27 protein-coding genes are annotated in these 21,361 nt (G+C 41.3%); 19 read left to right on the top strand and 8 right to left on the bottom strand.

Going from position 1 to position 21,361, the window contains the following annotated elements; genetic code table 11:
• Nucleotides 1-97 precede the first annotated feature (97 nt).
• The 5 genes from spxA (at nucleotide 98) to MKZ26_RS19920 (ending at nucleotide 5,958) form a co-directional block, all read left to right on the top strand.
• Nucleotides 98-493, top strand: a complete 396-nt coding sequence (gene spxA, locus MKZ26_RS19900) for a transcriptional regulator SpxA (RefSeq protein ID WP_186669618.1) — start codon at nucleotides 98-100, stop codon at nucleotides 491-493.
• A 252-nt stretch (nucleotides 494-745) separates the two neighbouring features.
• Nucleotides 746-1,408, top strand: a complete 663-nt coding sequence (mecA, locus tag MKZ26_RS19905) for an adaptor protein MecA (RefSeq protein WP_338655626.1) — start codon at nucleotides 746-748, stop codon at nucleotides 1,406-1,408.
• Nucleotides 1,409-1,505: 97 nt separating this feature from the next.
• Nucleotides 1,506-2,651, top strand: a complete 1,146-nt coding sequence (locus MKZ26_RS19910) for a competence protein CoiA (protein WP_340767698.1) — start codon at nucleotides 1,506-1,508, stop codon at nucleotides 2,649-2,651.
• A 54-nt stretch (nucleotides 2,652-2,705) separates the two neighbouring features.
• The gene (gene pepF / locus MKZ26_RS19915) at nucleotides 2,706-4,523 is read left to right on the top strand and encodes an oligoendopeptidase F (protein WP_340767318.1); all 1,818 of its coding nucleotides are present in this window, start codon (nucleotides 2,706-2,708) and stop codon (nucleotides 4,521-4,523) included.
• Between the two features lie 514 nt (nucleotides 4,524-5,037).
• Nucleotides 5,038-5,958, top strand: coding sequence for a nuclease-related domain-containing protein (locus tag MKZ26_RS19920; protein WP_340767319.1), 921 nt, complete (start codon nucleotides 5,038-5,040; stop codon nucleotides 5,956-5,958).
• An 843-nt stretch (nucleotides 5,959-6,801) separates the two neighbouring features.
• Here MKZ26_RS19920 and MKZ26_RS19925 read toward each other — a convergent pair.
• From MKZ26_RS19925 to MKZ26_RS19935, 3 genes are all read right to left on the bottom strand, one after another.
• Nucleotides 6,802-7,608 (bottom strand): DsbA family protein, encoded by an 807-nt coding sequence (locus tag MKZ26_RS19925; protein WP_340767320.1) that lies wholly within the window; start codon nucleotides 7,606-7,608, stop codon nucleotides 6,802-6,804.
• Nucleotides 7,605-7,997, bottom strand: a complete 393-nt coding sequence (locus tag MKZ26_RS19930) for a globin domain-containing protein (protein WP_067211850.1) — start codon at nucleotides 7,995-7,997, stop codon at nucleotides 7,605-7,607. The genes MKZ26_RS19925 and MKZ26_RS19930 overlap by 4 nt, the downstream gene beginning before the upstream one ends.
• A gap of 105 nt (nucleotides 7,998-8,102) precedes the next feature.
• The gene (locus MKZ26_RS19935) at nucleotides 8,103-8,795 is read right to left on the bottom strand and encodes a lytic transglycosylase domain-containing protein (protein ID WP_340767321.1); all 693 of its coding nucleotides are present in this window, start codon (nucleotides 8,793-8,795) and stop codon (nucleotides 8,103-8,105) included.
• Between the two features lie 153 nt (nucleotides 8,796-8,948).
• On the opposite strand from MKZ26_RS19935, the gene MKZ26_RS19940 reads away from it, so the two are divergent.
• Genes MKZ26_RS19940 through MKZ26_RS19955 form a run of 4 tightly spaced genes read left to right on the top strand, consistent with a single transcriptional unit; the run spans nucleotide 8,949 to nucleotide 11,759 of the window.
• Entirely contained in the window at nucleotides 8,949-9,338 is a 390-nt protein-coding gene (locus MKZ26_RS19940) for a UPF0738 family protein (RefSeq protein WP_187045522.1), read from the top strand.
• An 18-nt stretch (nucleotides 9,339-9,356) separates the two neighbouring features.
• Nucleotides 9,357-10,034, top strand: a complete 678-nt coding sequence (locus MKZ26_RS19945; protein WP_067211844.1) for a GTP pyrophosphokinase — start codon at nucleotides 9,357-9,359, stop codon at nucleotides 10,032-10,034.
• Nucleotides 10,031-10,831, top strand: coding sequence for an NAD kinase (locus MKZ26_RS19950; RefSeq protein ID WP_067211841.1), 801 nt, complete (start codon nucleotides 10,031-10,033; stop codon nucleotides 10,829-10,831). The genes MKZ26_RS19945 and MKZ26_RS19950 overlap by 4 nt, the downstream gene beginning before the upstream one ends.
• Nucleotides 10,803-11,759: an RluA family pseudouridine synthase gene (locus MKZ26_RS19955; protein ID WP_340767322.1), complete on the top strand. Its 957-nt coding sequence runs from the start codon at nucleotides 10,803-10,805 to the stop codon at nucleotides 11,757-11,759. Before MKZ26_RS19950 ends, MKZ26_RS19955 begins: the two co-directional genes overlap by 29 nt.
• On the opposite strand, the gene prpE is transcribed toward MKZ26_RS19955, so the two are convergent.
• Nucleotides 11,743-12,483: a bis(5'-nucleosyl)-tetraphosphatase PrpE gene (prpE, locus tag MKZ26_RS19960; RefSeq protein WP_340767323.1), complete on the bottom strand. Its 741-nt coding sequence runs from the start codon at nucleotides 12,481-12,483 to the stop codon at nucleotides 11,743-11,745. The genes MKZ26_RS19955 and prpE overlap by 17 nt on opposite strands.
• A gap of 93 nt (nucleotides 12,484-12,576) precedes the next feature.
• On the opposite strand from prpE, the gene mgtE reads away from it, so the two are divergent.
• Nucleotides 12,577-13,950, top strand: a complete 1,374-nt coding sequence (gene mgtE, locus MKZ26_RS19965; RefSeq protein WP_231885702.1) for a magnesium transporter — start codon at nucleotides 12,577-12,579, stop codon at nucleotides 13,948-13,950.
• A 269-nt stretch (nucleotides 13,951-14,219) separates the two neighbouring features.
• Nucleotides 14,220-14,624: a hypothetical protein gene (locus tag MKZ26_RS19970; protein WP_197485333.1), complete on the top strand. Its 405-nt coding sequence runs from the start codon at nucleotides 14,220-14,222 to the stop codon at nucleotides 14,622-14,624.
• 217 nt (nucleotides 14,625-14,841) lie between these two features.
• Here MKZ26_RS19970 and MKZ26_RS19975 read toward each other — a convergent pair whose 3' ends face one another.
• The gene (locus MKZ26_RS19975; RefSeq protein ID WP_067211835.1) at nucleotides 14,842-15,363 is read right to left on the bottom strand and encodes a CotY/CotZ family spore coat protein; all 522 of its coding nucleotides are present in this window, start codon (nucleotides 15,361-15,363) and stop codon (nucleotides 14,842-14,844) included.
• A gap of 114 nt (nucleotides 15,364-15,477) precedes the next feature.
• Between MKZ26_RS19975 and MKZ26_RS19980 the strand changes: the two genes are divergently transcribed.
• The 7 genes from MKZ26_RS19980 (at nucleotide 15,478) to MKZ26_RS20010 (ending at nucleotide 18,588) form a co-directional block, all read left to right on the top strand.
• The gene (locus MKZ26_RS19980; RefSeq protein WP_156476079.1) at nucleotides 15,478-15,885 is read left to right on the top strand and encodes a hypothetical protein; all 408 of its coding nucleotides are present in this window, start codon (nucleotides 15,478-15,480) and stop codon (nucleotides 15,883-15,885) included.
• Complete coding sequence (gene spoVAC, locus MKZ26_RS19985; RefSeq protein WP_067211830.1) at nucleotides 15,885-16,340, top strand: stage V sporulation protein AC; 456 nt, start codon at nucleotides 15,885-15,887, stop codon at nucleotides 16,338-16,340. Before MKZ26_RS19980 ends, spoVAC begins: the two co-directional genes overlap by 1 nt.
• Complete coding sequence (locus MKZ26_RS19990; protein ID WP_067211827.1) at nucleotides 16,334-17,335, top strand: stage V sporulation protein AD; 1,002 nt, start codon at nucleotides 16,334-16,336, stop codon at nucleotides 17,333-17,335. Before spoVAC ends, MKZ26_RS19990 begins: the two co-directional genes overlap by 7 nt.
• A gap of 9 nt (nucleotides 17,336-17,344) precedes the next feature.
• Entirely contained in the window at nucleotides 17,345-17,707 is a 363-nt protein-coding gene (gene spoVAE, locus MKZ26_RS19995; RefSeq protein WP_067211825.1) for a stage V sporulation protein AE, read from the top strand.
• A 67-nt stretch (nucleotides 17,708-17,774) separates the two neighbouring features.
• Entirely contained in the window at nucleotides 17,775-17,927 is a 153-nt protein-coding gene (locus MKZ26_RS20000) for a YjcZ family sporulation protein (RefSeq protein WP_082786662.1), read from the top strand.
• Nucleotides 17,928-17,944: 17 nt separating this feature from the next.
• Nucleotides 17,945-18,199, top strand: coding sequence for a stage VI sporulation protein F (locus MKZ26_RS20005; RefSeq protein WP_067211824.1), 255 nt, complete (start codon nucleotides 17,945-17,947; stop codon nucleotides 18,197-18,199).
• Nucleotides 18,200-18,288: 89 nt separating this feature from the next.
• Nucleotides 18,289-18,588 (top strand): hypothetical protein, encoded by a 300-nt coding sequence (locus tag MKZ26_RS20010; protein WP_340767326.1) that lies wholly within the window; start codon nucleotides 18,289-18,291, stop codon nucleotides 18,586-18,588.
• A 183-nt stretch (nucleotides 18,589-18,771) separates the two neighbouring features.
• Here the strand turns inward: MKZ26_RS20010 and MKZ26_RS20015 are convergent, their stop codons facing one another.
• The 3 genes from MKZ26_RS20015 to MKZ26_RS20025 all read right to left on the bottom strand — a co-directional run bounded on the left by MKZ26_RS20015 (nucleotide 18,772) and on the right by MKZ26_RS20025 (nucleotide 20,529).
• Nucleotides 18,772-19,203: a GNAT family N-acetyltransferase gene (locus MKZ26_RS20015; RefSeq protein WP_340767327.1), complete on the bottom strand. Its 432-nt coding sequence runs from the start codon at nucleotides 19,201-19,203 to the stop codon at nucleotides 18,772-18,774.
• 3 nt (nucleotides 19,204-19,206) lie between these two features.
• On the bottom strand, nucleotides 19,207-19,722 hold the full coding sequence (locus MKZ26_RS20020; RefSeq protein WP_067211818.1) for a YjcG family protein: 516 nt from the start codon (nucleotides 19,720-19,722) through the stop codon (nucleotides 19,207-19,209).
• 84 nt (nucleotides 19,723-19,806) lie between these two features.
• A complete protein-coding gene (locus tag MKZ26_RS20025; protein ID WP_082786660.1) occupies nucleotides 19,807-20,529 on the bottom strand; it encodes an alpha/beta hydrolase in 723 nt (240 codons plus the stop codon).
• A gap of 110 nt (nucleotides 20,530-20,639) precedes the next feature.
• Here MKZ26_RS20025 and MKZ26_RS20030 point away from each other — a divergent pair, with 110 nt between their 5' ends.
• Nucleotides 20,640-21,224 carry a phosphatidylglycerophosphatase A family protein gene (locus tag MKZ26_RS20030; protein WP_067211817.1) on the top strand — a complete coding sequence of 195 codons (585 nt, stop codon included), beginning with the start codon at nucleotides 20,640-20,642 and terminating at the stop codon, nucleotides 21,222-21,224.
• Nucleotides 21,225-21,361 lie beyond the last annotated feature (137 nt).

Here is a 21,361-nt window from a genome sequence, read left to right on the forward strand (position 1 = left end):
TAGGGATTAGAAGCAGACAGTTTAAAATAATTCTAATCTAAACGTAAAAATATAAATCAAAACATTCGAGCCGACTGAAAGGGAGTGTCAGCATATGATGGTCACATTATTTACTTCACCTAGCTGTACATCATGCAGAAAAGCGAAAGCATGGTTAGAGGAACACGAGATTCCGTATACTGAACGTAACATTTTTTCAGAACCATTGAATATTGATGAAATAAAAGAAATACTTCGTATGACTGAAGATGGAACAGATGAAATTATTTCAACTCGTTCGAAAATATTCCAAAAATTAAACGTTGATGTGGAAAGTCTTCCATTACAACGCCTATATGAATTAATCCAAGAACATCCGGGTCTTTTAAGAAGACCAATTATTCTTGATGAGAAAAGACTTCAAGTGGGATACAATGAAGATGAAATTCGTCGATTCCTACCTAGAAAAGTAAGAGCCTATCAGCTGCTTGAAGCGCGGCGCATGGTAAACTAATCCGTAAAATAGTGTGAAGCTGATAGGGGTTGACATTGCAAAATGCCGTACACCTATCGGCTTTTTGTGTTTCTCTTGCTTTCCGGGTGGATGTTCTCTACAATGCTATTACTATCAAAATTATACGTCCTAAGGCGGAACCCTTTCAAAACGTAGAGGACGGTCATATAGTAAGTATAAGCATTGCAGGATTTTTTCACACATCGAAGGGAACCGGACAAATCCTGTTCCATAGGAAGGGAGAGAAAAGGGATGGAAATAGAGCGTATTAATGAAAATACAGTTAAGTTTTTTCTTTCATATATTGATATCGAAGAGCGTGGCTTTACTCGTGAGGAAGTTTGGTATAATCGCGACAAGAGCGAGGAACTCTTCTGGGAGATGATGGACGAAGTCAGTGACGAGTCTGAGTTTGAAGTCGAGGGGCCATTATGGATTCAAGTACATGCGATGAGCGGCGGCATTGAAGTGACGGTCACACGTGCGCAAATGTCTGAGGATGGTGAACCACTTGAATCACCATTCACTAACGATGATCCAAGAAAACTGTTCCAGCATGGCAAAATGTATGACGACGATGATGATGATACTATGCCAGGTATAGGGGATGCAGCATTTGAATGGCTTGACAATATGTTTGTCTTTAGCGAATTTGATGATCTTATTCCTCTAGCAGGGAAGATGAAAGATTATGAAGTGAAGACATCTCTATATTCGTTTGAAAATAACTTTTATTTACACTTGTTATATGACGATGAAATTATGGATGATTCTCGCAAGACAGATCTGTTTAGCGTACTTTCAGAATTCGGTCAACCGTCAAACATGACGATTCATCGAATTGAAGAGTACGGCAAACTTATCATGGACTCAGATGTTTTCGTGACAATAGAGCGATACTTTGGGGCAAAATAAAGGACAGTAGAAACAGCTATCTTAAATGGTAGCTGTTTTTTTACTTGCTTTAGTATCTGAATATTTGTATTATTAATGTAGGGAGGAGCTGAATATTATTCTCACAGCAAAAACAGAGGAAGGAAAACTTGTTGTTCTTACACCGGAATTAGAAAGAGAACGGTTGCGCAAATGGCGAAAGTTGCGATCATTCTTTTGCCCACAATGTAATTTTCCGGTTCAGTTGAAAGTTGGAGATATTATCATCCCACATTTCGCACATCTGAAGGATTCTACCTGTCTTACTTTATTCTCAGAAGGTGAATCTTACAGCCATCTTCAAGGTAAGCAACAATTGTATGCTTTTTTTCAAAAACATGCCGAGCTTGTCGAACTTGAACCATTTTTAAGAATGTTATCTCAACGACCTGATATCCTAATAACGACACAATCTGAATCGTTAGCCGTTGAATTCCAGTGCAGTACGATTCCCATTACTGACGTAGAGGCTAGATCCGCAGGTTATCGTAGTATAGATATGAAACCCATCTGGATTTTGCATACCCCAGCAAAATTTAGTTCATTACCTGTAGGTGTCGGTACATTCGATTTTTCAAGATTCCACGAAAGCTTCTTGACACATACATCCCCTGAAGGCTATTTCTTACTCACATATAACCCCCAAACGGAACGATTCCATTATTTTACGAGTCTTATTCATGTCGCAGGTAAGCGCTATATTGGTATCCATCGTACTTTGCCATTATCGATGCAGATATTTCCTTTTGCTCGGCCAAAAACCCCGACAGAGCGAGAAATTTACCGTTATGTAACCCTTTATTTATCCATTCGCAATCAATTTATTCAATCCCGTATTTTATTGAATAAAAGGGGGGTGAACAATCCTTTTCTAAGAATGTGCTATGAACTGCGCGTGATACCAACGAGTCTTCCAAAATGGATTGGAGTGCCCGTCCTTTTCGGCGAGTCATTCCGCGAGCATGACTGTGAATGGCAATTAGCATTCCTTTATTATTTGAGAAGAAAGGGGATTAGTGTTAGAACTATATCCCGCAGCCAGGTTAGAAAATATGTCTCTCGGTTAGAAGAGCCATCGGAAGAAAAGGGCAAAGCGTGCATAGCCTACCGCGATTTCCTTATTTCCGTGACTGTAGATTCTTGTCAAAACAGAACAGTTATTGACGAAGAAAAAATAATTCAACTAATTTCAGAAAGATTGCTTGCAAAGCGTTATGAAAATTGAGAAAATAGGATTGATTCGTTTCCCGAAGTAATGGGAGAAGGGGGATAAGTGACGATGGCTGAAACTAAGAACAAAGTATTAACTCGTGGTGAAGTAAAGGTAGAGGAGACTTGGCGTCTCGAAGACATATTTGCAACTGATGAAGCATGGGAAAAAGAATTCGCTGAAGTTGAGGAATTCTCCGGTAAAGCAGATTCTTACAAAGGGACACTTTCGGGTGGTGGAGATGCGCTTTACACTGCATTGACATACCGTGACACCCTCTCTGAAAGACTGCGCAGGCTTTACACGTATGCGCATTTGAAGACTGACCAGGATACGACAAACAGCTTCTATCAGGCGATGGATAGCCGTGTGAAATCACTTTACGTGAAAGTAGCAACTGCATTATCATTCTTCTTGCCAGAGCTTCTGGCCATTGATGAAACAGATTTGAACAAGCTGGTTACTGAGCATGAGGGACTAGCTCTTTATAAACAAGAATTCGAAGAAGTTAACACGCAGCGGCCACATGTGCTGCCTGCTGAACAAGAAGCTTTGCTTGCACAACTATCAGAAGTCACGGGCAATTCTTCAGAAACATTCAGTATGTTGAACAATGCTGATTTAACTTTCCCAATGGTGAAAGATGAAAAAGGTGAAGAAGTAGAATTATCACATGGCCGTTATGTAGGGTTTTTGGAAAGTGATGATCCGCGTGTTCGCGAGGATGCTTTCAAAGCAATGTATTCGAAATACAGCGAATTCCAAAATACTTTCGCATCCACGCTTTCAGGTAATGTAAAAGGCGATAACGTTAATGCACGTATCCGCAATTATTCATCTGCGCGCGAGGCGGCAATGTCAAATAATCATATCCCTGAACAGGTTTATGAAAATCTTGTTTCGACAATCAATAAAAACGTCCACTTGCTACAGCGCTATGTGGCGCTCCGTAAAAAAGTGTTCGGATTGGAAGAACTTCATATGTGGGATATGTATGCACCGCTTGTGAAAGATGCAGGCATGGAAGTTCCATATGACGAAGCTAAACAAACGATGCTTGATAGTTTCCACCCACTAGGTGAAGAGTATGTATCGATCGTAAAAGAGGGTCTTGAGAATCGTTGGGTAGACGTCCGTGAAAACAAAGGGAAGCGTTCAGGAGCTTATTCTTCAGGCGCCTATGGAACAAATCCATATGTCTTAATGAACTGGCAAGATAACGTCAGTAACTTGTTCACACTCGCGCATGAATTCGGCCATAGTGTCCATAGTTATTATTCACGGAAAAGCCAGCCATTCGTCTATAGCGGTTATTCCATTTTCGTAGCTGAAGTCGCGTCAACTGTGAATGAGGCTATTTTGAATGATCATCTTTTGAAAACGATTGATGATGAGCAGAAACGAATTTATTTGCTGAATTATTGGCTTGATGGCTTCCGAGGTACTGTTTTCCGTCAAACTATGTTTGCTGAGTTCGAACACCTTATTCATCAGCTTGATCAGCAAGGTGTCGCGCTGACTGCTGAAAAATTGACAGAAGAGTACTATGCACTCAATAAGAAATATTTCGGTGAAGATCTAGTCGTCGACGAGGAAATTGGCTTGGAATGGGCAAGAATTCCACATTTCTACTATAACTATTATGTTTATCAGTATGCAACAGGTTATAGTGCAGCAGTCGCACTAAGCAATCAAATCTTGACAGAAGGAGAGCCGGCAGTTGAACGCTATGTGAATAACTTCTTGAAAGCCGGTTCTTCCGATTACCCAATCGAAGTACTGAAAAAAGCAGGCGTCGACATGACTAGTGCCGCTCCAATCGAAGAAGCATGCCGCGTCTTCGAAGAAAAGTTGAACGAACTTGAATCACTTCTTTTGAAAAAATAAATTAAATTGACCTAGCAAAAAGCCTTATCCGCCATATTTCTGGTCGAGATAGGGCTTTTTCTTCTATACATATTACTATATAAATATAAAGTAAGGCGTATTGGTGAAATCATCATTGTGACAGTCATGTGAAAATCATTGTGAATTCTTGATGCTACTATTATTTTGTGATAAGGTAAGGATGTGAAATAAATCACATACCAAACATACACCCCTTTTGTTTGAACGTGAACATTTCTCCCATTCCCTTTGAATAAGAGCATTCCCTCCCCCCCAGGAGCGAATGCTCTTTTCTTTTGTATGGATAGTAGGGGAAGTCGCGTAATGGGTCACTAATTATGACAAAATCAATATTTTATGGAATGTGATGAAAAAAGGATTTACGGCAGACTATTGCCATATAAGTTAGCATTTCGTATAATTAAATAGAATAATCAATTATATTTAAGGGGTGAATAAAATACTGATTCCCATTAAAAGGAGTACCCCTGCTCTGCTCAAAGGAATACCACGCTTGATTGCCCGCATACCCCCTGATCATTGGAAAGTTCAGCATTTAAAAGAACAACTTTATCGGATCAGTGCAGGCTATTCTGGAGAGTGTAACGTCGATTCATACATCGAACGTACCCGATTTCCTGAAAGTACCAAAGTATTTACCGATGTTCAATTACGCGTTTCCCCCAATTTCACATTTCAGATTGACACTTTGATTATCACAGAACGGTATGTCTTAATCGTTGAAGTGAAAAATATTAAGGGCACAATTCGATTTGTCCAAAACCCCCCACATCTCGAACAAGTGTTAGAAACTGGTGATCAAGCGATTATCGATTGCCCTGTTTATCAAGTCGAATCAAATAAATTAAATTTAGATGAATGGTTCCGCCAACGAGGGATTAACCTGAAAACACTAGGTTTAGTCGTTCTCGCAAATCCGAACACGAAAGTGAAAGATGTGCCCCAAGACTTTCCTATTATTTATAAAAAGCAAATCCCTTTCTATTTGCAAAAAATTAGACCATTCGAAACAGTTTTTTCGACTGCCCAAATTAATGAAATTTCAAAGGAAATAGATAAAGAACAACATGAATTTAACCCTTTTCCATTATGTTCATATTTTCATATTAACCATCAAGATTTGCGAACAGGATTTATATGTCATTATTGCCATCAGTTACTTCAACGAAAGAGTTTGAGGACATGGCTCTGTAGCGGTTGCGAAAAAGATGTCAAAAATCCATACGCGAAAGGTATCGATGATTGGTTTATGCTGGTGAAAAATTCCATTACGAACGAAGAGTGCCGAAAGTTTTTAAACCTGAAAGATTCCAATGCAGCACGGTATGTATTGTCTTCGTCGTTACTTGTGAAGAAGGGAAAATCTACCGGGACATTTTACATTAAAGGTACTAAGAAAACGAATCATCGATAGTTATGAAAAGCCTTTCGCTTTAGGAAGGCTTTTTTCTTATGAGGTGTATTATTGCTATGGTGAATAGGGCGTGTCGTTGACTTCATGGCCAAGAGTTAGTTATACATGGCGCGCCTCGATGAAGTCATGGCCCGTCGTTGACTTCATGGCCAAGAGTCAGTTAGTCATGGCACGTCTCGGTGAAGTCATGGCCCGTCGTTGACTTCATGGCCAAGAGTTAGTTAGTCATGGCCCGTCGTTGACTTCATGGCCAAGTATCAGTTAGTCATGGCGCGCTTCGATGAAGTCACGGCCCGTTGTTGACTTCATGGCCAAGTGTCGGTTAGTCATAGCGCGTTTCGGTGAAGTCATGGCCCGTCGTTGACTTCATGGCCAAGAGTTAGTTAGTCATGGCGCGCCTCGATGAAGTCATGGCCCGTCGTTGACTTCATGGCCAAGAGTCGGTTAGTCATGGCGCGCCTCGGTGAAGTCATGGCCCGTCGTTGACTTCATGGCCAAGTATCGGTTAGTCATGGCGCGCTTCGGTGAAGTCACGGCCCGTCGTTGACTTCATGGCAAAATGTCAGTTAGTCATGGCGCGCCTCGATGAAGTCATGGCCCGTCGTTGACTTCATGGCCAAGAGTTAGTTAGTCATGGCGCGCTTCGGAGAAGTCACGGCCCGTCGTTGACTTCATGGCCAAGAGTCGGTTAGTCATGGCGCGCCTCGGTGAAGTCATGGCCAGACCAAATAAAGTCATGGCCCTTTCCGACTAATCAACTGTAACCCAGCAACCCAAAACCCACTCAACAAAAAAGCTACCTCTCTCCCCGGAATCTCCAGGCAATGAAGTAGCTCACTTAATTCATATCATTTTTTTACGCCATAATGTCATGTCTTGGAAATGAATCCGTTCGACATGCTGTTGGAGAAGGCGTTTCTTGAGTTCGCGTTCTGCAGATTTTTCCGTGATGTTGTAGATACTAGCAATCTCTGTTGTGGAGAGTGTATCGAAACGTTGGAACAAATCCTCAAGTGGAGGGGGAATGTCCGGCAGAATCGGTTCGCCGACTAACTCTTCTAAAATTTGTTCGTAGACATCGTAGTCGTATAAGCCGCTCACTTTTAATCCTTCATCTTCAATGTTTTCATTGAAAAAGACGAAAGTAGGTGCTTTGTCGACTTCCATTTCTTTGGCCATGTACAAATCGACTTGTAAAGAGCGCAAGACGTTTTTTGAAGAAAAGTCTCGGATAAATTCGTCTACATCAAGATTTAACTTTTTTGCGATTTCGACGAGTACGGAAAAAGACGATACATTCCTTGACTTCAAAAATGAATATTCAAGCATTTTTGATAAATAACGAAAACCGGCACGTTTGCCTTGAAACTCTGCAGTTTTAACAGCAATACTTGGGAAAGCTGGATGTGTTTTTTCACAAGCCAGCTCATCCTCATCTTTATGCAGACATTGAAGATTCATTTTAGGCAATGATGTGCGTAATGCAATGCGCAGTGTGAAATAGCGATCATATTCAACTTGTAATTTACGGAGTAAAGGCGGGAGCGACGAACAATCTCCGCATAAAGGATCGATGAAAACATATAGCTCGATTGGCCTTATGCATGCGGAAGTACTGATTGGGTTCTCCAGTAATGTTTGTCGATTCACGTTTTCTCCTCCCCAGCCCTGTTCACCATATGATTGGCGGTCAAGACGAGGCGCTTATAATAGATATCACGTATATTTCCTTCAAGTTCGACTTCGTCCATTGCTTCTGCCATGCACGCTAGCCATGCTTCCGCTTGAACTGGTGTAATTGGGAATGGCATATGACGAGCTTTCATCATCGGATGACCATGTTCTTCAGTATATAAATTGGGACCACCTAAATATTGTGTTTGAAATTGTTTTTGTTTGCGTACTGTTTCTGTCAGGTCATCTGGGAAAATCGGGTATAGGTCCGGGTGTACGGCCACTTTAGCGTAAAACAGGTCGATGAGTTCCGACAACTTTGTAGCACCGATCTCCTCATAAGGGATCAAAGGTTTTCGCATCATTATGTCAATCTCCTTTGCTCTGACTGTATTGATATTCTATCAACCCTGCACTCTTTTCACAAATAAAGCGCTCCGTTCATGAAACAGTAGGTTAGATTATCAATCTTATGCATTGAAATAGCCGAGCACTTTTTTTACGTATTGCTGTGTCTCTTTGAATGGGGGAATCCCATCATGTTTTTTTACGTTTCCGGGACCTGCATTATAAGCAGCAAGGGCAAGCTCGATATTACCGCCAAACTGATTAAGCATTTGTCTTAAGTATTTGGCTCCGCCCATCACGTTCTGGACAGGGTCGAAACTATCTTTTACGCCTAGGAACTTTGCCGTTCCGGGCATTAGCTGCATAAGGCCTTGTGCACCCGCGTGGCTGACAACACCGTTGTTGAAGTTCGATTCTTGTTTGATAACGGCAGAAATCAGTTTATCGGGCAAGTTATATTTGTTTGCAGCTTGGCTAATAATATCGCGATAGCTGTCATCCCCAATGGATGTATTTTTCATGGGAACAGCTGAACTTTGTTGCGCCGCGGATAGGATAGCGCTGAGAGAAGATGGTTCAAACACACCATTTTTTCCGTCATAGCGCAAGCTTTCTATAGTATTGAGGTTTCCGAGTAGTGTAGATGAAACGGAAGATAAGGAATCCGTTATGGATGTGCCGCCTAACATCTCCTCTAATAGTGTGTTAAAGAGGGATGAGGATGTGTTATTTTGTTCAGTTTGTGTCTGAACAGCTCCGAGAGACTGGAGTGTATTTATTTCCATTAATGTACGAATTGTGTGCGTATCCATCATGATCTGTCCCTTCTGACGTTAAGCTGTTCGCTCGCGAAATAATAACTTAACATTAGTATACCAATTTATGTGGGGAAACGCATTTTCTAGACTGCAAGGCCGCGCAGCATATGATAGAATAAACGTAATGACGCATGAAGGGAAGAAGAAATTGTGAACATTAAAAATCGAATTGATAGTGGACTTCGAAATGATGAACAAATCCTCTTTTTAGTAGCAGAACAAGCAGAAAAGCCTCAAGGTATACCAGCTGGAAAGATGATAACAGATTCAGACAACTTGTCGTTTGTTTATCTTTTAGAAGTAGAAGCAGGGTACGAGCATCTTCATTTAACACAGGCTGTATGGCCACTTATGGTCGATGTATTGACGACGAATTTAGATCCGGTGCTTTCGTGGAAGGATGAAATAATTCCGCTTCCTGGATTCAAAGATGAACTGACAATGCTTATTTTTAATATTGAGGGTAATGATAATTACGGGGAAGCATTCTCCTCGGCAGTCGAGCAAGCATTCAGCTCGATACTTCAACATATGGAATAACAGCTGGGAGGGGTCCGGATGAGGCAGTGGAATCAATTTCTTGAACCTTATAAACAAGCAGTAGATGAACTGAAAGTGAAATTGAAGGGCTTGCGAGCTCAGTATGAATTGGAAGACGTACATACGCCTGTTGAATTCGTGACGGGCAGGGTGAAGCCGCTCGCGAGTATCTATGACAAAACACTTGAAAAAGGGATTCCATTCGAACCATCGGCAGAACTTGCCGCTGAACTGCCTGATATTGCGGGCCTTCGTCTGATGTGCCAGTTTGTCGATGATATTAGTACTGTTGTAGAAACGTTACGACAGCGGAATGATCTCGAAGTGATTGAAGAGCGCGACTATATCGCACATAATAAACCAAGTGGATACAGGTCTTATCACTTAATTATCAAATACCCTGTTCAGACGATTCATGGGGAGCAGACGATTTTTGCCGAGATTCAAATCCGTACGTTAGCAATGAATTTCTGGGCGTCGATTGAACACTCATTGAATTATAAATACGAAGGCGAAATGCCGGATGAAATTAGGCATCGTCTAGAACGAGCAGCGGAAGCAGCCTTCCAGCTCGATGAAGAAATGTCGCAGATTCGTAATGAAATTCAGGATGCGCAACAATATTTCAGTGCATTCAAAGAAACAGCGACAAGACGCTATGGAGAGGCGAACGGGAAAGGAGGAGGGAAATTATGAAATTTGCAATACAGACACGAAACGATGCGTTGTCGAACAAACTTATGGATGAAGCAAAGGAATATTTGACAGATTTCGGGCTTTTTTTCGATGAAGAAGAACCGGACATCGTTTTGTCAATTGGAGGAGATGGTACTTTACTCCACGCTTTTCATAAGTATAAGTACCGATTGAAAGATACCGCGTTTGTCGGAATTCATACAGGCCATCTAGGGTTTTACGCAGACTGGAAGCCGGCTGAAATTGAAAAGCTTGTCATTTCTATTGCTCGTAAAGAATTCGAAGTTTTCGAATACCCACTTCTTGATGTGAAGATTAACTACCGAAACGATAAGGATAGCGCATTGTACCTTGCACTAAATGAGTCGACGGTGAAATCTCCTGATGTGACGCTCGTCATGGATGTTGAATTGAATGGCAACCATTTTGAACGTTTTCGTGGCGACGGGTTATGTATGTCAACGCCTTCTGGGTCTACTGCATACAATAAGGCATTGGGCGGAGCAATTATTCATCCTTCTCTACCGTCCATGCAATTGACAGAAATGGCATCTATTAACAACCGGGTGTTCCGTACAGTTGGCGCACCACTCGTGCTACCCGCACATCATAAATGTGCACTAACACCTGTAAAAGGACCAGATTTCATGGTAACAGTTGACCATTTGCAACTTCTACATAAAGATGTGAAGTCGATTGAATATCAAGTTTCAAAGGAAAAAGTACGTTTCGGAAGGTTCAGGCCGTTTCCATTTTGGAGACGTGTGCATGATTCATTCATTGACAGCGATGTCTAAGGGGGATGAGCTGGATCGCAGGTTTCGCCTCGTATTTCAGGTGGATGAAGGCGGTATACTACTACGCGAATTCTTGCACGCAAAAGGGATATCTAAAAGAACGTTAACTGCGACTAAATATGATGGCGGAGATATCCGCGTGAATGGTTTTGAACGCAATGTGCGACATCCGTTGCAGTCAGGTGATGAAGTACTTATTATTTTTCCATCAGAAGAGCCAAGCCCAGGTTTACTTCCAGAGACAGGTGATTTATCGATTGTCTATGAAGATGAAGCGCTAATTATTGTCGATAAGCCAGCAGGGCAAAGTACAATCCCGTCGCGAGATCACCCCAATGGAACGATGGCGAATGCCGTTGCTGGAAAGTTTGCTAAGGAAAGACTTCCAGCCACAGTACATGTCGTCACGCGTCTTGACAAGGATACATCGGGTCTAATTTGTATTGCAAAAAACCGGCATATTCATCATCTGCTTAGTGAACAGATGACAAATTCCGGTTTTCATCGACAGTATATCGCCCTGGTTGAAGGACATATTGAAAGGGACCAATTCAGCATTGTACAACCAATTGGTAGAAAAGATGGTAGCATTATCGAACGAATTGTGCGTGAAGATGGCCAATTCGCTCGGACAGATGTAGAAGTACTGGGTCGTTCGGACATAAAAGGTCATCAGTTAACAAAAATTGCACTAACGCTTTATACAGGCAGGACGCATCAAATACGTGTCCATATGAGGTGGGCAGGCCATCCGCTACATGGTGATGATTTATATGGCGGCTCCCATGGGTTGATTGGTCGGCAGGCTTTACACTGTGCGATGATTGGGTTTTTACATCCACTTACAAGTGAAAAAGTTGAGTTTAGATGCGATATTCCGTTAGATATAAAGCGACTAACCAACACTGAGATCAATCAAACGCAGTAAATTTCTCTGGCACAAATGGTTGTAAAGAAGGAACTGATACAATTTCCATTTCGGGATAGCGAAGGGCTGTAAGTTTACCGCCGAATACGCAACCTGTATCAACATTCGCAGAGTTATTTACAAAGCGTACTTCCTTTACAGGCGTATGACCATAGACTATGAAGGGAGTCCCTTTGTAGTACTCAGCCCAATCACGTCTAAGAGGTCTACCATCGGGTAACTTTTGGCCAGTGATATCTCCATAGAGAACGAATACCCGTATTTTTTCCGAATAGGGTGCACCAATCATTTCTTCACGGATGCCTGCGTGTGCAATGATAAGATTACCTTCATTAAGGGTATGGTATAACGGTAGCGCTTCGTAAAATTGACGGTATCTAGTTAAGAAATGTTTACGCGCATCACTTGATAATGCATCGAGTTCAGCTACTGTTGTTTCAAGACCATGTGTGGGTTGAACCTGGTTACCCTTGGAGAAGCGATACAACTTATTGCAATGATTTCCCGGGGAATAATAAAGTGTATGCTCATCTTGGATTTTGAAAAGAAGATTCAACATTTTAATCGACTGAGGCCCTCTATCCATCGTATCTCCGACAAATACCAGACATCTGCCATCGGGATGTAGGGGGATACCTGTACTCATCTCGTATCCTAATTTGTCAATCAAATGCATGAATTCATCATAACAACCGTGAATATCACCAACAATATCGAACTTCATATTTTCATCACCCTTTTTCACAATATGTATTCGTATATAATACCCTTATTCACTTTATTAATCCACGATAGAAGTAGAAAGGAAGGTGTAGCTGTGAACATAAAAGAAGAGCATAAAGAAGAAATTATTTTCGATGAAGAGAAGTTGAAAGAGACGCTTATCCAGCACAACATTAAATCTTTCCGAAATGAGTACCTACGCCTTCATCCGTATGACAGAGCGATATTTTACGAGAAAATTGAACCAGAACTCCGTGAAATCATCTATCAATACTTATCACCAAAAGAACTTGCGGAAATATTTGAGACGAGTGAAATTAGCGATGATGAATACAAACAGTTCCTTCAGGAGATGGACACGACGTATGCAGCAGACATGATTTCGTTCATGTTTGTCGATAACGCGGTAGATGTCCTGAATGAACTCGACAAATCACAAGTTGTCAGCTATTTGACGCTAATGAATAAAGAAGCTGCTGCTGAGATCAAAGCATTACTTCATTATGAAGAATATACGGCCGGGTCGATCATGACAACGGAATTTGTTACAATTCCACAGAATTCGACAGTCCGTTCTGCGATGACAATTTTGCGCAATGAAGCACCGAAGGCAGAAACAATTTATTATATATTTGTCGTTGACGATAATAATCGCCTGACAGGTGTTATATCGCTACGCGATTTGATCATTGCACATGAAGATACACTGATTAGTTCTATAATGAGTGAACGAGTCGTAAGTGTTCTCGTTTCAGAAGATCAGGAAGATGTTGCCAAGATGATCAAGGACTATAATTTCCTTGCCGTCCCGGTTGTCGACTTCCAACAGCATATACTTGGGATTATTACAGTCGATGATATTATCGATGTACTCGATGAAGAAGCATCAGATGACTACTCCAAACTTGCTGGGGTTTCCAATATGGATACATTCGATAAAAACTCATTCTCAGCTATGAAAAAAAGACTTCCATGGTTGCTTATTTTATTAGTACTCGGAATGCTTACTGCTAATTTAATAGACTTATTTACAGAAACAATTTCGAAAGTGGCACTTCTAGCTGCGTTCATTCCTCTTATTGCGGGTACTGCAGGGAATAGTGGAACGCAAGCACTTGCTGTCGCAGTGCGCGGTATTGCGACAGGAGATGTTGAGGACGAAAGTAAATTCAAGCTACTTATCCGTGAAGCCGGAACAGGATTGATGACTGGTTTTATCTGTGCACTATTTGTAGTTGGTCTAATTTACGTGTGGAAGAATGAATTCGTAATTGGTCTATTAGTTGGTGCTGCCATTTTTGTCTCAATTTTTGTCGCAACGATTTCAGGATCATTCATCCCATTGCTTATGCATAAGTTGAAAATCGACCCTGCAGTTGCGTCCGGTCCTTTCATCACAACATTAAATGATGTTATTAGCGTTATTATTTATCTTGGTCTTGCAACGGTTTTCATCAGTGATCTTTAGATCACTGGTGAAAACCTTTTTTATTTGGATGGATGTCTAGACTACAGACGCCAGACGCCAGCCCCATGGGCCATAAGACGGTTTGCTGTAGGGGCTCTGTAGTTACGCATCCTCGTGCCTGCAAGGATACAGGTAAGTAGTCGCTGCGACAGGACGCCGCGAATTTAGACTACCTTCCTTTTCATCTACGCCTGTCGGGGCTAATCAGCGTCGCGCGCTTTTTTTATGAACATCCGTAAAATGGGCGCATATACTGTGTTAAAAAGGATGTGCTTAACATTTATCAAAATAAACCGTTATTGTTTGTTGACGGGCCACCAGTCTTTATTAAAGTTGCGATTATAGTGGAGGAGAGCACGTCAGTATTTTTACTGAACAATGAAGAGGAATTGGTGGTGGAAAATGAGGAACAGATAAGTGTTACCGAAGTCGTGCCAGTGAATCCGGGCATTCAACGTAAAATTATTTACTTAAGTAATTCGTTCCGTCGCCAAGCTTATCAGCCACTTCAATTTGTTCTAGAGGAAGAAACACTATCTGGAACGATTGAGAAGATTGAAGAAGAAACAGTATGGATTGATCTGGAAGGTGTCAATCATGAAATAATAGCCGTGGAAATGGGGAAGATTGAAGAAGTATTATGGCGTGGTAAGCCGTTTGATGAAATTAAATAAGAAAACGGAGGTGCCTTTAACTTAAGGACTGAAGCGACTCAAGGGCTAGGAGATGGAGTCTAGACACTGCTCCATGTGAAAAACCTATACTTTCTTATTATTGTAAAAAGGTAGGATGGGGAATCTCTCCGTCCTGCCTTTTTACAATGATGAAGAAAAATTAAAACAACCCAACAGATTGAAAATGTTGGGTTGTTTGGGCATTGCAGGGTATTAATTAATCTACGTCGCAAAAGTCGATATACGTATCTTTGATACATTGGATTCCACAGAAACAAGTCAAGTCTACTGTGATGCATGAATCTGTCGCACCAAACCTTGTAACTTTACAAAGTTCTTCAAGATCTAGCTTGCCGTTTTTAATAATGTCCACCGGATTATTGTTACTGTCTAACGGTGCTAGTACTTGCAATGTTGCGCAGCAGCCGTCAAAGACGTTTTGGACTCTGAAAAAAGTAGAGAAGCAATTGTGTAGGTAATGTCTTCGGCTTTCCGGACGGAACATTGCTTTGAACGGATCACCATTCTTCGTCAATAGCATGAAAACGCGTGTATTAACACGGTTACGTGCAGGGCTGGATATGCTACCAAGCGGAGCCATGAAACAATCTGTTTCACATTCTACACAGTCATCGTCTGTTCCAGCATCCTGTAAACGTTTGATGAACCTGACAACCTCACATACACAGTCATCTTGGTGCTTTCTTTCATTATCTTCTTCATTTCTTCCACATCCCATTAATTCCACCTCCATTTCTCAATTCTTTATACTTTATGCGGCAAAGTTCATAGTGTTAGGGCGCTTAGGTGAATAATGAATAAAGTTTAGTATGAAAAGGCATACTGTATAAAAATGGAGGGGACGCGTATCCGTAAATTTAGCCTTGTGTTTTTCGCAGTTGTCTTACTATCCGGCTGTTCAGGTAGCGGATTCCGGATTGACAACAATTCCAGTGAGGATCATGCGAAAGCCGAAGAAGTATTGATAAATGACAAACGTCTCACATCAGCGGTCACTGTTTTTCATGAAAATGACTTGCTAACTGGCGTTACGCTTACAACTTTTTCGCGCTTCAAAAAAGAAAAGATTGAAAAGGAGCTCAAGAAAAAATTAGAAAATAGCTACCCAGAGTTGGACGTTACCGTTTCAGCAGACAGTAAAATATGGATGGAAACGAACAAGCTCATTGATTTGGATGACAAAAAGGATCAGGGAAAAAAGATTGAAAAATTGAAATCGCTTATAAAGGAAGAGACATGATGGACGAAAAAAAATATGCGAAGTTAGAGAAAGAAATTTCCCCTAAAACACCATTGATGCGGAATATCATTTTTGCATTTCTGACGGGAGGCACAATTTGTTTGGTTGGCCAATTTGTGTCGCTATTTTATATGACTTATTTTGATTTCACGGAACGGACGGCTAGTAACCCGACTGTTGCAACGATGATATTTTTTGCGATGCTGTTAACGGGTTTTGGATTGTATAAGAAAATTGCCCAATTTGGAGGAGCGGGGAGTGCGGTTCCAATTACAGGTTTCGGCAATGCTGTCATTTCTGCTGCAATTGAACACAAGACGGAAGGGTATGTTCTTGGAGTTGGCGGCAACATGTTCAAACTAGCGGGTTCAGTCATTCTCTTCGGCGTTTTTTCGGCATTTGTTGTTGCACTCATTAAGACAATACTTGTGAAATTTGGTGTCGTATCATGGTAGCGCGCGGCCTGCTGACATTCAAAACGACCCCATCCATTGTGGCAACAGGTGTTACAGTTGGACCTTTGGAAAAGAAAAGTCTATTCGTCGATAAATTTGATAAAGTTTACGAGGATGAGCGCTGTGAAATGAAAACAAATGAGCATGGTCATGCAAAAATGATGGAAGATGCGTGCATGATTGCCTTAAGTAAAGTGGATTCTGTACCAAGCGACGCCGATTTCCTGTTAATTGGCGATCTTATTAACCAGATGACACCCTCAAATTTTGCGGCTACAACGGTTGGAATTCCCTATATGGGCCTATTTTCAGCTTGTGCAACGTCAGTATCTTCGCTTTTAATGGCTGCATTGCTGACAGAAACGGGCATGTCCACTTGCGCTATTGCTGGAGCATCTAGTCAGCATAATGCAGTTGAAAGACAATTCCGCTATCCGAATGAGTACGGTTCACAAAAGCCTGAGACATCTCAATGGACTGTCACAGCGGCGGGGGTAGCAGCTGTCGCACCTTATAAAAAAGGGTTTCCTTCTATAGAGTGCGGAACAATCGGATGCGCAATAGATCTCGGAATGACAGATCCACTGAATATGGGGGCGGCGATGGCACCGGCAGCGGCAGATACGCTTACCCGCCATTTAAAAGGTCACAATAAAGACGTGAAAGACTATGATGTGATCATGACAGGAGATCTTGGGAAAACTGGTTTTGAGTTATACAAAAAACTTGCTAGCAATCAAGGAATTGACGTGACTAAAAATTTCCGGGATGCAGGTAAAGAATTTTACGGTGCTGACGCATCATTTTTATCCGGGGCAAGTGGTGCAGGTTGTTCTGCCTCCGTTTTCTTCGCGGAAATAATTGATAAAATGAGTACGGGTGAATATAAACGGGTCCTTCTAATTGCGACGGGCGCGCTATTATCTCCGTTATCATTTCAACAAGGTGATACGATTCCGTGCATTGCGCATGCAATCGAATTAACAATGAAATGAGTGTGGATTATGGTTTCGATTTTCATTACAGCATTTATTGTAGGTGGTCTCATTTGCGTTGTGGGGCAGCTGTTGTTTGACGTAGCAAAACTAACACCGGCACATACATTGTGCATTTTGGTTGTTGCAGGTTCAGTGTTGGACGGGGTGGGTCTGTATGAGCCGTTTATCGATTTTGCTGGAGCGGGGGCAACGATACCAATTACTTCTTTCGGTAATGCCCTAACCCATGGTGCAATGGCAGAAGCCGAAAAACATGGACTGATTGGTGTTATGACAGGCATGTTTGAAGTGACTAGTTCAGGAATTAGTTCAGCGATCCTATTTGGATTCATTGCATCTGTTATTTTTAAATCGAAAGGAAAGGTTTAATAGTCATGCGCCCTCTTCCTTCTTCTCGTGTCTGCATAGGATACGAAGAAAGGAAGGGGGTATTATTATGTTTGGAGGATGTAATTCTTTCGGTGGCGGCGGATACGGCGGCGGAGGTTGTGGCGGTTATGAAAATGAAAAAGGCGGCGGGTCAACATTTTGCCTGATTGTGGTTCTATTCATCTTGCTTATCATTGTAGGCCGCACTTTTTGCGTATAAAAAGGGGGAGATAACAGATGAATGATTCATTTTTCCGGAAAATCGAATCAAAAACAGGCGTCCCGATGGAAGAAGTTTTTGCACTTGCAAATGCAATTCAATATGCAGATTTCAGTGATGAACGGCAAGTGAGGAAAATTATACGGAAAGTCGGAAGGCTCGCCAAAAAAGAAGTACCTCAACAGACGGAAGATGAGCTTGTTAATTCTATCGTCAAGAATGGCAAAGCGGTTAATATTAGTGATATTCAAGATATGCTTGGCCGACAATAAAATAATTTAATAAAAAAGCAGAATAATAGGTTTAATAATACTAACTTCTGGATATAGTAATAGTACTAGCAAAAATGGAGGTGTTAACGATGGGTTATATTTTACCAATTCAACCAATCCAATCTCAAATATATGCAAATCGATTGAGTATGGAAGCTTATAATTTTGCTTATATTGATCGGGTGAACAAAGTTAAGTTAAATTCAGACTTTTTGGATGAATTTAAAGAGTCCTCGCATCAAGAACGGGAAAGGGAGGAAGAAGAGGGAAAACCCATTGTGGCAGCACCTTTGGCATATCAAGGATTTGTCCGTCCCAATCCAGTTAATCTATCACCGGTGATCGCCAGAGTAGTAGGGAAAGGTATCGCGATAAATGCTTATGTCTAACTGATAATAAGAAAAAGGTTCGCATTGCTGTTATAAAGCAATGCGAACCTTTTTTATTTTAAAAAAGAAAGAATAAGTTTTTCTACTTAGGTAGGTGTCTAGCACCAGGTGCCAACCGCTAGGAGGCCCACTGGATGTGGGGTCACGTAGCGATTGCCGCAGGACACGGCGTACTTAGGCTTTTCATATCATCCTTTTTTCCATTGCGCGATGCGGGATATCCGCATCCATAAATTCGGGTGAAGTAATGACATAGCCTAATTTTTCATAGAAAGGGACAGCATATGATTGTGCATTTAAAATAATCTTGTTCATACCCGTTGTTTTAGCATGTTCTTCAAGTGCATGCATGATAAGGTTTCCGAGATGTTTCCCGCGAAATTCCCCTAAAATGCAGACACGTTCAACTTTTCCGATTCCGTCGTTGATTTCCCTGATACGGCCTGCGCCGATTGGAGATTCTGATGAATATACGACGAAATGTGCTGCAGTTTTATCGAAATGATCTAGTTCAAGGTTGAGTGGTACACCTTGTTCTTCCACGAACACTTTTCTTCTGACAGAAAAAGCATCTTCTTGTTCAAGGTCAGAAGTTGCGAATCTTACTTCAAACAATTTTCAGTTATCCTCGTCAAGGCGGAATGTTTCATATACCGTCCATGAGCCGTCTTCAAGTTGATAAGTAAGGTGCAAACGATCAATTGTTTCAGTATGATCGACACCAATCATTTTCAGTTGACCAATGATATCATCGTGTTCGCCAGAAGAAAGTTTTTGAGCAATCGTCACGTGGGGAACGAATGCAAACTCAGGTTTTTCACCGAAGAAATCGTTGTTCAGGTCTTTATGCAAAGCAGCTAATTCATCGTTAAGGGTAGCCTTAAAATAAATTGTATTTGTGATAGGAGCGAATGTGCCCACTTTTGACACGTTTAATTCAAATGGAGTGTGTTTTTTAGTTACTTCTTTAATTGCCTTTGCAACTTCTTCAATTTCTTGATCGTTCGCTTCGAATACACCTTTAACCGTCAAATGCGGCGTGATTTGTGCATAATGCGGATCATATCTCTTTCTGTAAGCGTTTGCCAAGTCCTGAAGTTTCTTTGATGGGAAAGCAACGACACCGTATTTCATAATAAAAACCTCCTAGAATAATTGTTTTAGCTTTATAAATTTGATTATAGCAGAATACTTGAAAATATGTCCGTTTTGTCTGAATTAGTGACCAAAAACCATTTGAATGGCGCGGCGGACATCGGGTTGCCAATGCTTCCAGGTATGGTCTCCATTGAATTCATCATAGAAATAAGGGAAGCCTTTTCTTTCAAGTAATTCGTTTAATGTTCTGTTTGGCGTAAGGAAGTCTTGAACACCATCAACTTGCGTATTTACTTGGGTTTCTTCCTTTCCAATTACATGATAAATGGAGAAACGGGAAGGATCTTGTGAAGCTTCCACTTTTTCAAGCACAAAATCATTGACATAAGGGGAATGCAGAATCACTTTCCCGAATATATTGGGATACTTCGATGCAGTTAGAAGAGAAATCGTCGCCGCTAAGGAATCGCCGATAAGAGCCCTGCCTGCCCCAATCTGATATGTTGGATAATTGTCGTCGATATACGGAACAAGTTCATGAGCAAGGAAGCGGGTGTAGGCTTCACGTCGGTCCCCATCGGGATGATACATGCGCCTGCGTTCTTTGACACTCTTATAAGGAACACCAACTACAATGACGTTTTCAATTTCTTCGGCGTCAATTAATTCGTCAACGACCCGTCCTATACGGCCGAACTGAAAATAATCTTTCCCATCAGATGCAATCAGCACTGAATATTTATAGAGAGGTGAAAAGTTGTGGGGCAAATGAATGAGCAACTGCATTTCCTCATCAAGTGCTTTACTGTAAATTGATATATCTTCTATTTTTCCGTATTTCACTCTGGTTGCCTCCTCAAATTGCGTGTATATTGAAATTGTATCATATCGTTAAGGTCAGGTATAATAGTTGTGTTCTGTTTATATACTAACTATAAAAGGGGTTGGCAGGAATGCATGATGATACAAAAATTGTACATTCAAAAGTTGTGACTGAAGCAACGAAAGCGGCTTTGAAACGGCGCGGTGTGACATTGGAAGCAATCGCTGAAATCGTCTATGAACTACAATATCCGTATAATAATGGTCTTACAATGGCCCACTGCATTGAATCTATCGAAGGTGTCCTTCGAAAACGGGAACTTCAGCATGCGATCCTTGTGGGAATTGAATTAGATGAACTCGCAGAACAGGGAAAACTGTCCGCCCCATTACAACAAATCGTTGAGTCTGACGAAGGTCTATTCGGGGTTGATGAAACAATAGCACTGGGTGCCGTGTTTACATATGGTTCCATTGCAGTAACAACATTTGGTCATCTCGATAAAAATAAAATGGGCATCATTAACGAACTAGACACGAAAAAAGGTCAAGCTATTCATACATTTTTAGACGATCTCGTTGCCAGTGTTGCTGCTTGTGCAGCTTCAAGAATCGCACATAGAACTCGCGATCTTCAAGAAGCGGGCGAAACGTTTGAAGATATTACACCTGAGGAAACGATGCCTGAAACGAAAGTGAAAGGTGCACAAATTTAGTTTCTTCTATATGATTGCCCGAAAGGATATTAACCATCCATTCGGGCATTTTTTTTTGCTTTAAGTTGGAGTAAACTATTTATATTTGGAAGAATATGAATGCTTTAAAATACATAATTACATACTATATCCCTATT

This window comes from Sporosarcina sp. FSL K6-6792, from assembly GCF_038004885.1.
Taxonomy (GTDB): domain Bacteria; phylum Bacillota; class Bacilli; order Bacillales_A; family Planococcaceae; genus Sporosarcina; species Sporosarcina psychrophila.

Coding starts and splice junctions, on each gene's coding strand:
- MKZ26_RS19950 (WP_067211841.1), top strand. CDS start 10,031: ATGAAATTTGCAATACAGACACGAAACGATGCGTTGTCGAACAAACTT.
- spoVAC (WP_067211830.1), top strand. CDS start 15,885: ATGGACGAAAAAAAATATGCGAAGTTAGAGAAAGAAATTTCCCCTAAA.
- spxA (WP_186669618.1), top strand. CDS start 98: ATGGTCACATTATTTACTTCACCTAGCTGTACATCATGCAGAAAAGCG.
- prpE (WP_340767323.1), bottom strand. CDS start 12,483: ATGAAGTTCGATATTGTTGGTGATATTCACGGTTGTTATGATGAATTC.
- mecA (WP_338655626.1), top strand. CDS start 746: ATGGAAATAGAGCGTATTAATGAAAATACAGTTAAGTTTTTTCTTTCA.
- MKZ26_RS19955 (WP_340767322.1), top strand. CDS start 10,803: ATGATTCATTCATTGACAGCGATGTCTAAGGGGGATGAGCTGGATCGC.
- MKZ26_RS19975 (WP_067211835.1), bottom strand. CDS start 15,363: ATGGGATGTGGAAGAAATGAAGAAGATAATGAAAGAAAGCACCAAGAT.
- MKZ26_RS20030 (WP_067211817.1), top strand. CDS start 20,640: ATGCATGATGATACAAAAATTGTACATTCAAAAGTTGTGACTGAAGCA.
- MKZ26_RS20000 (WP_082786662.1), top strand. CDS start 17,775: ATGTTTGGAGGATGTAATTCTTTCGGTGGCGGCGGATACGGCGGCGGA.
- MKZ26_RS20005 (WP_067211824.1), top strand. CDS start 17,945: ATGAATGATTCATTTTTCCGGAAAATCGAATCAAAAACAGGCGTCCCG.
- MKZ26_RS20020 (WP_067211818.1), bottom strand. CDS start 19,722: ATGAAATACGGTGTCGTTGCTTTCCCATCAAAGAAACTTCAGGACTTG.
- MKZ26_RS19980 (WP_156476079.1), top strand. CDS start 15,478: ATGGAGGGGACGCGTATCCGTAAATTTAGCCTTGTGTTTTTCGCAGTT.
- MKZ26_RS19945 (WP_067211844.1), top strand. CDS start 9,357: ATGAGGCAGTGGAATCAATTTCTTGAACCTTATAAACAAGCAGTAGAT.
- MKZ26_RS19990 (WP_067211827.1), top strand. CDS start 16,334: ATGGTAGCGCGCGGCCTGCTGACATTCAAAACGACCCCATCCATTGTG.
- MKZ26_RS19935 (WP_340767321.1), bottom strand. CDS start 8,795: ATGATGGATACGCACACAATTCGTACATTAATGGAAATAAATACACTC.
- MKZ26_RS19930 (WP_067211850.1), bottom strand. CDS start 7,997: ATGATGCGAAAACCTTTGATCCCTTATGAGGAGATCGGTGCTACAAAG.
- spoVAE (WP_067211825.1), top strand. CDS start 17,345: ATGGTTTCGATTTTCATTACAGCATTTATTGTAGGTGGTCTCATTTGC.
- MKZ26_RS20010 (WP_340767326.1), top strand. CDS start 18,289: ATGGGTTATATTTTACCAATTCAACCAATCCAATCTCAAATATATGCA.
- pepF (WP_340767318.1), top strand. CDS start 2,706: ATGGCTGAAACTAAGAACAAAGTATTAACTCGTGGTGAAGTAAAGGTA.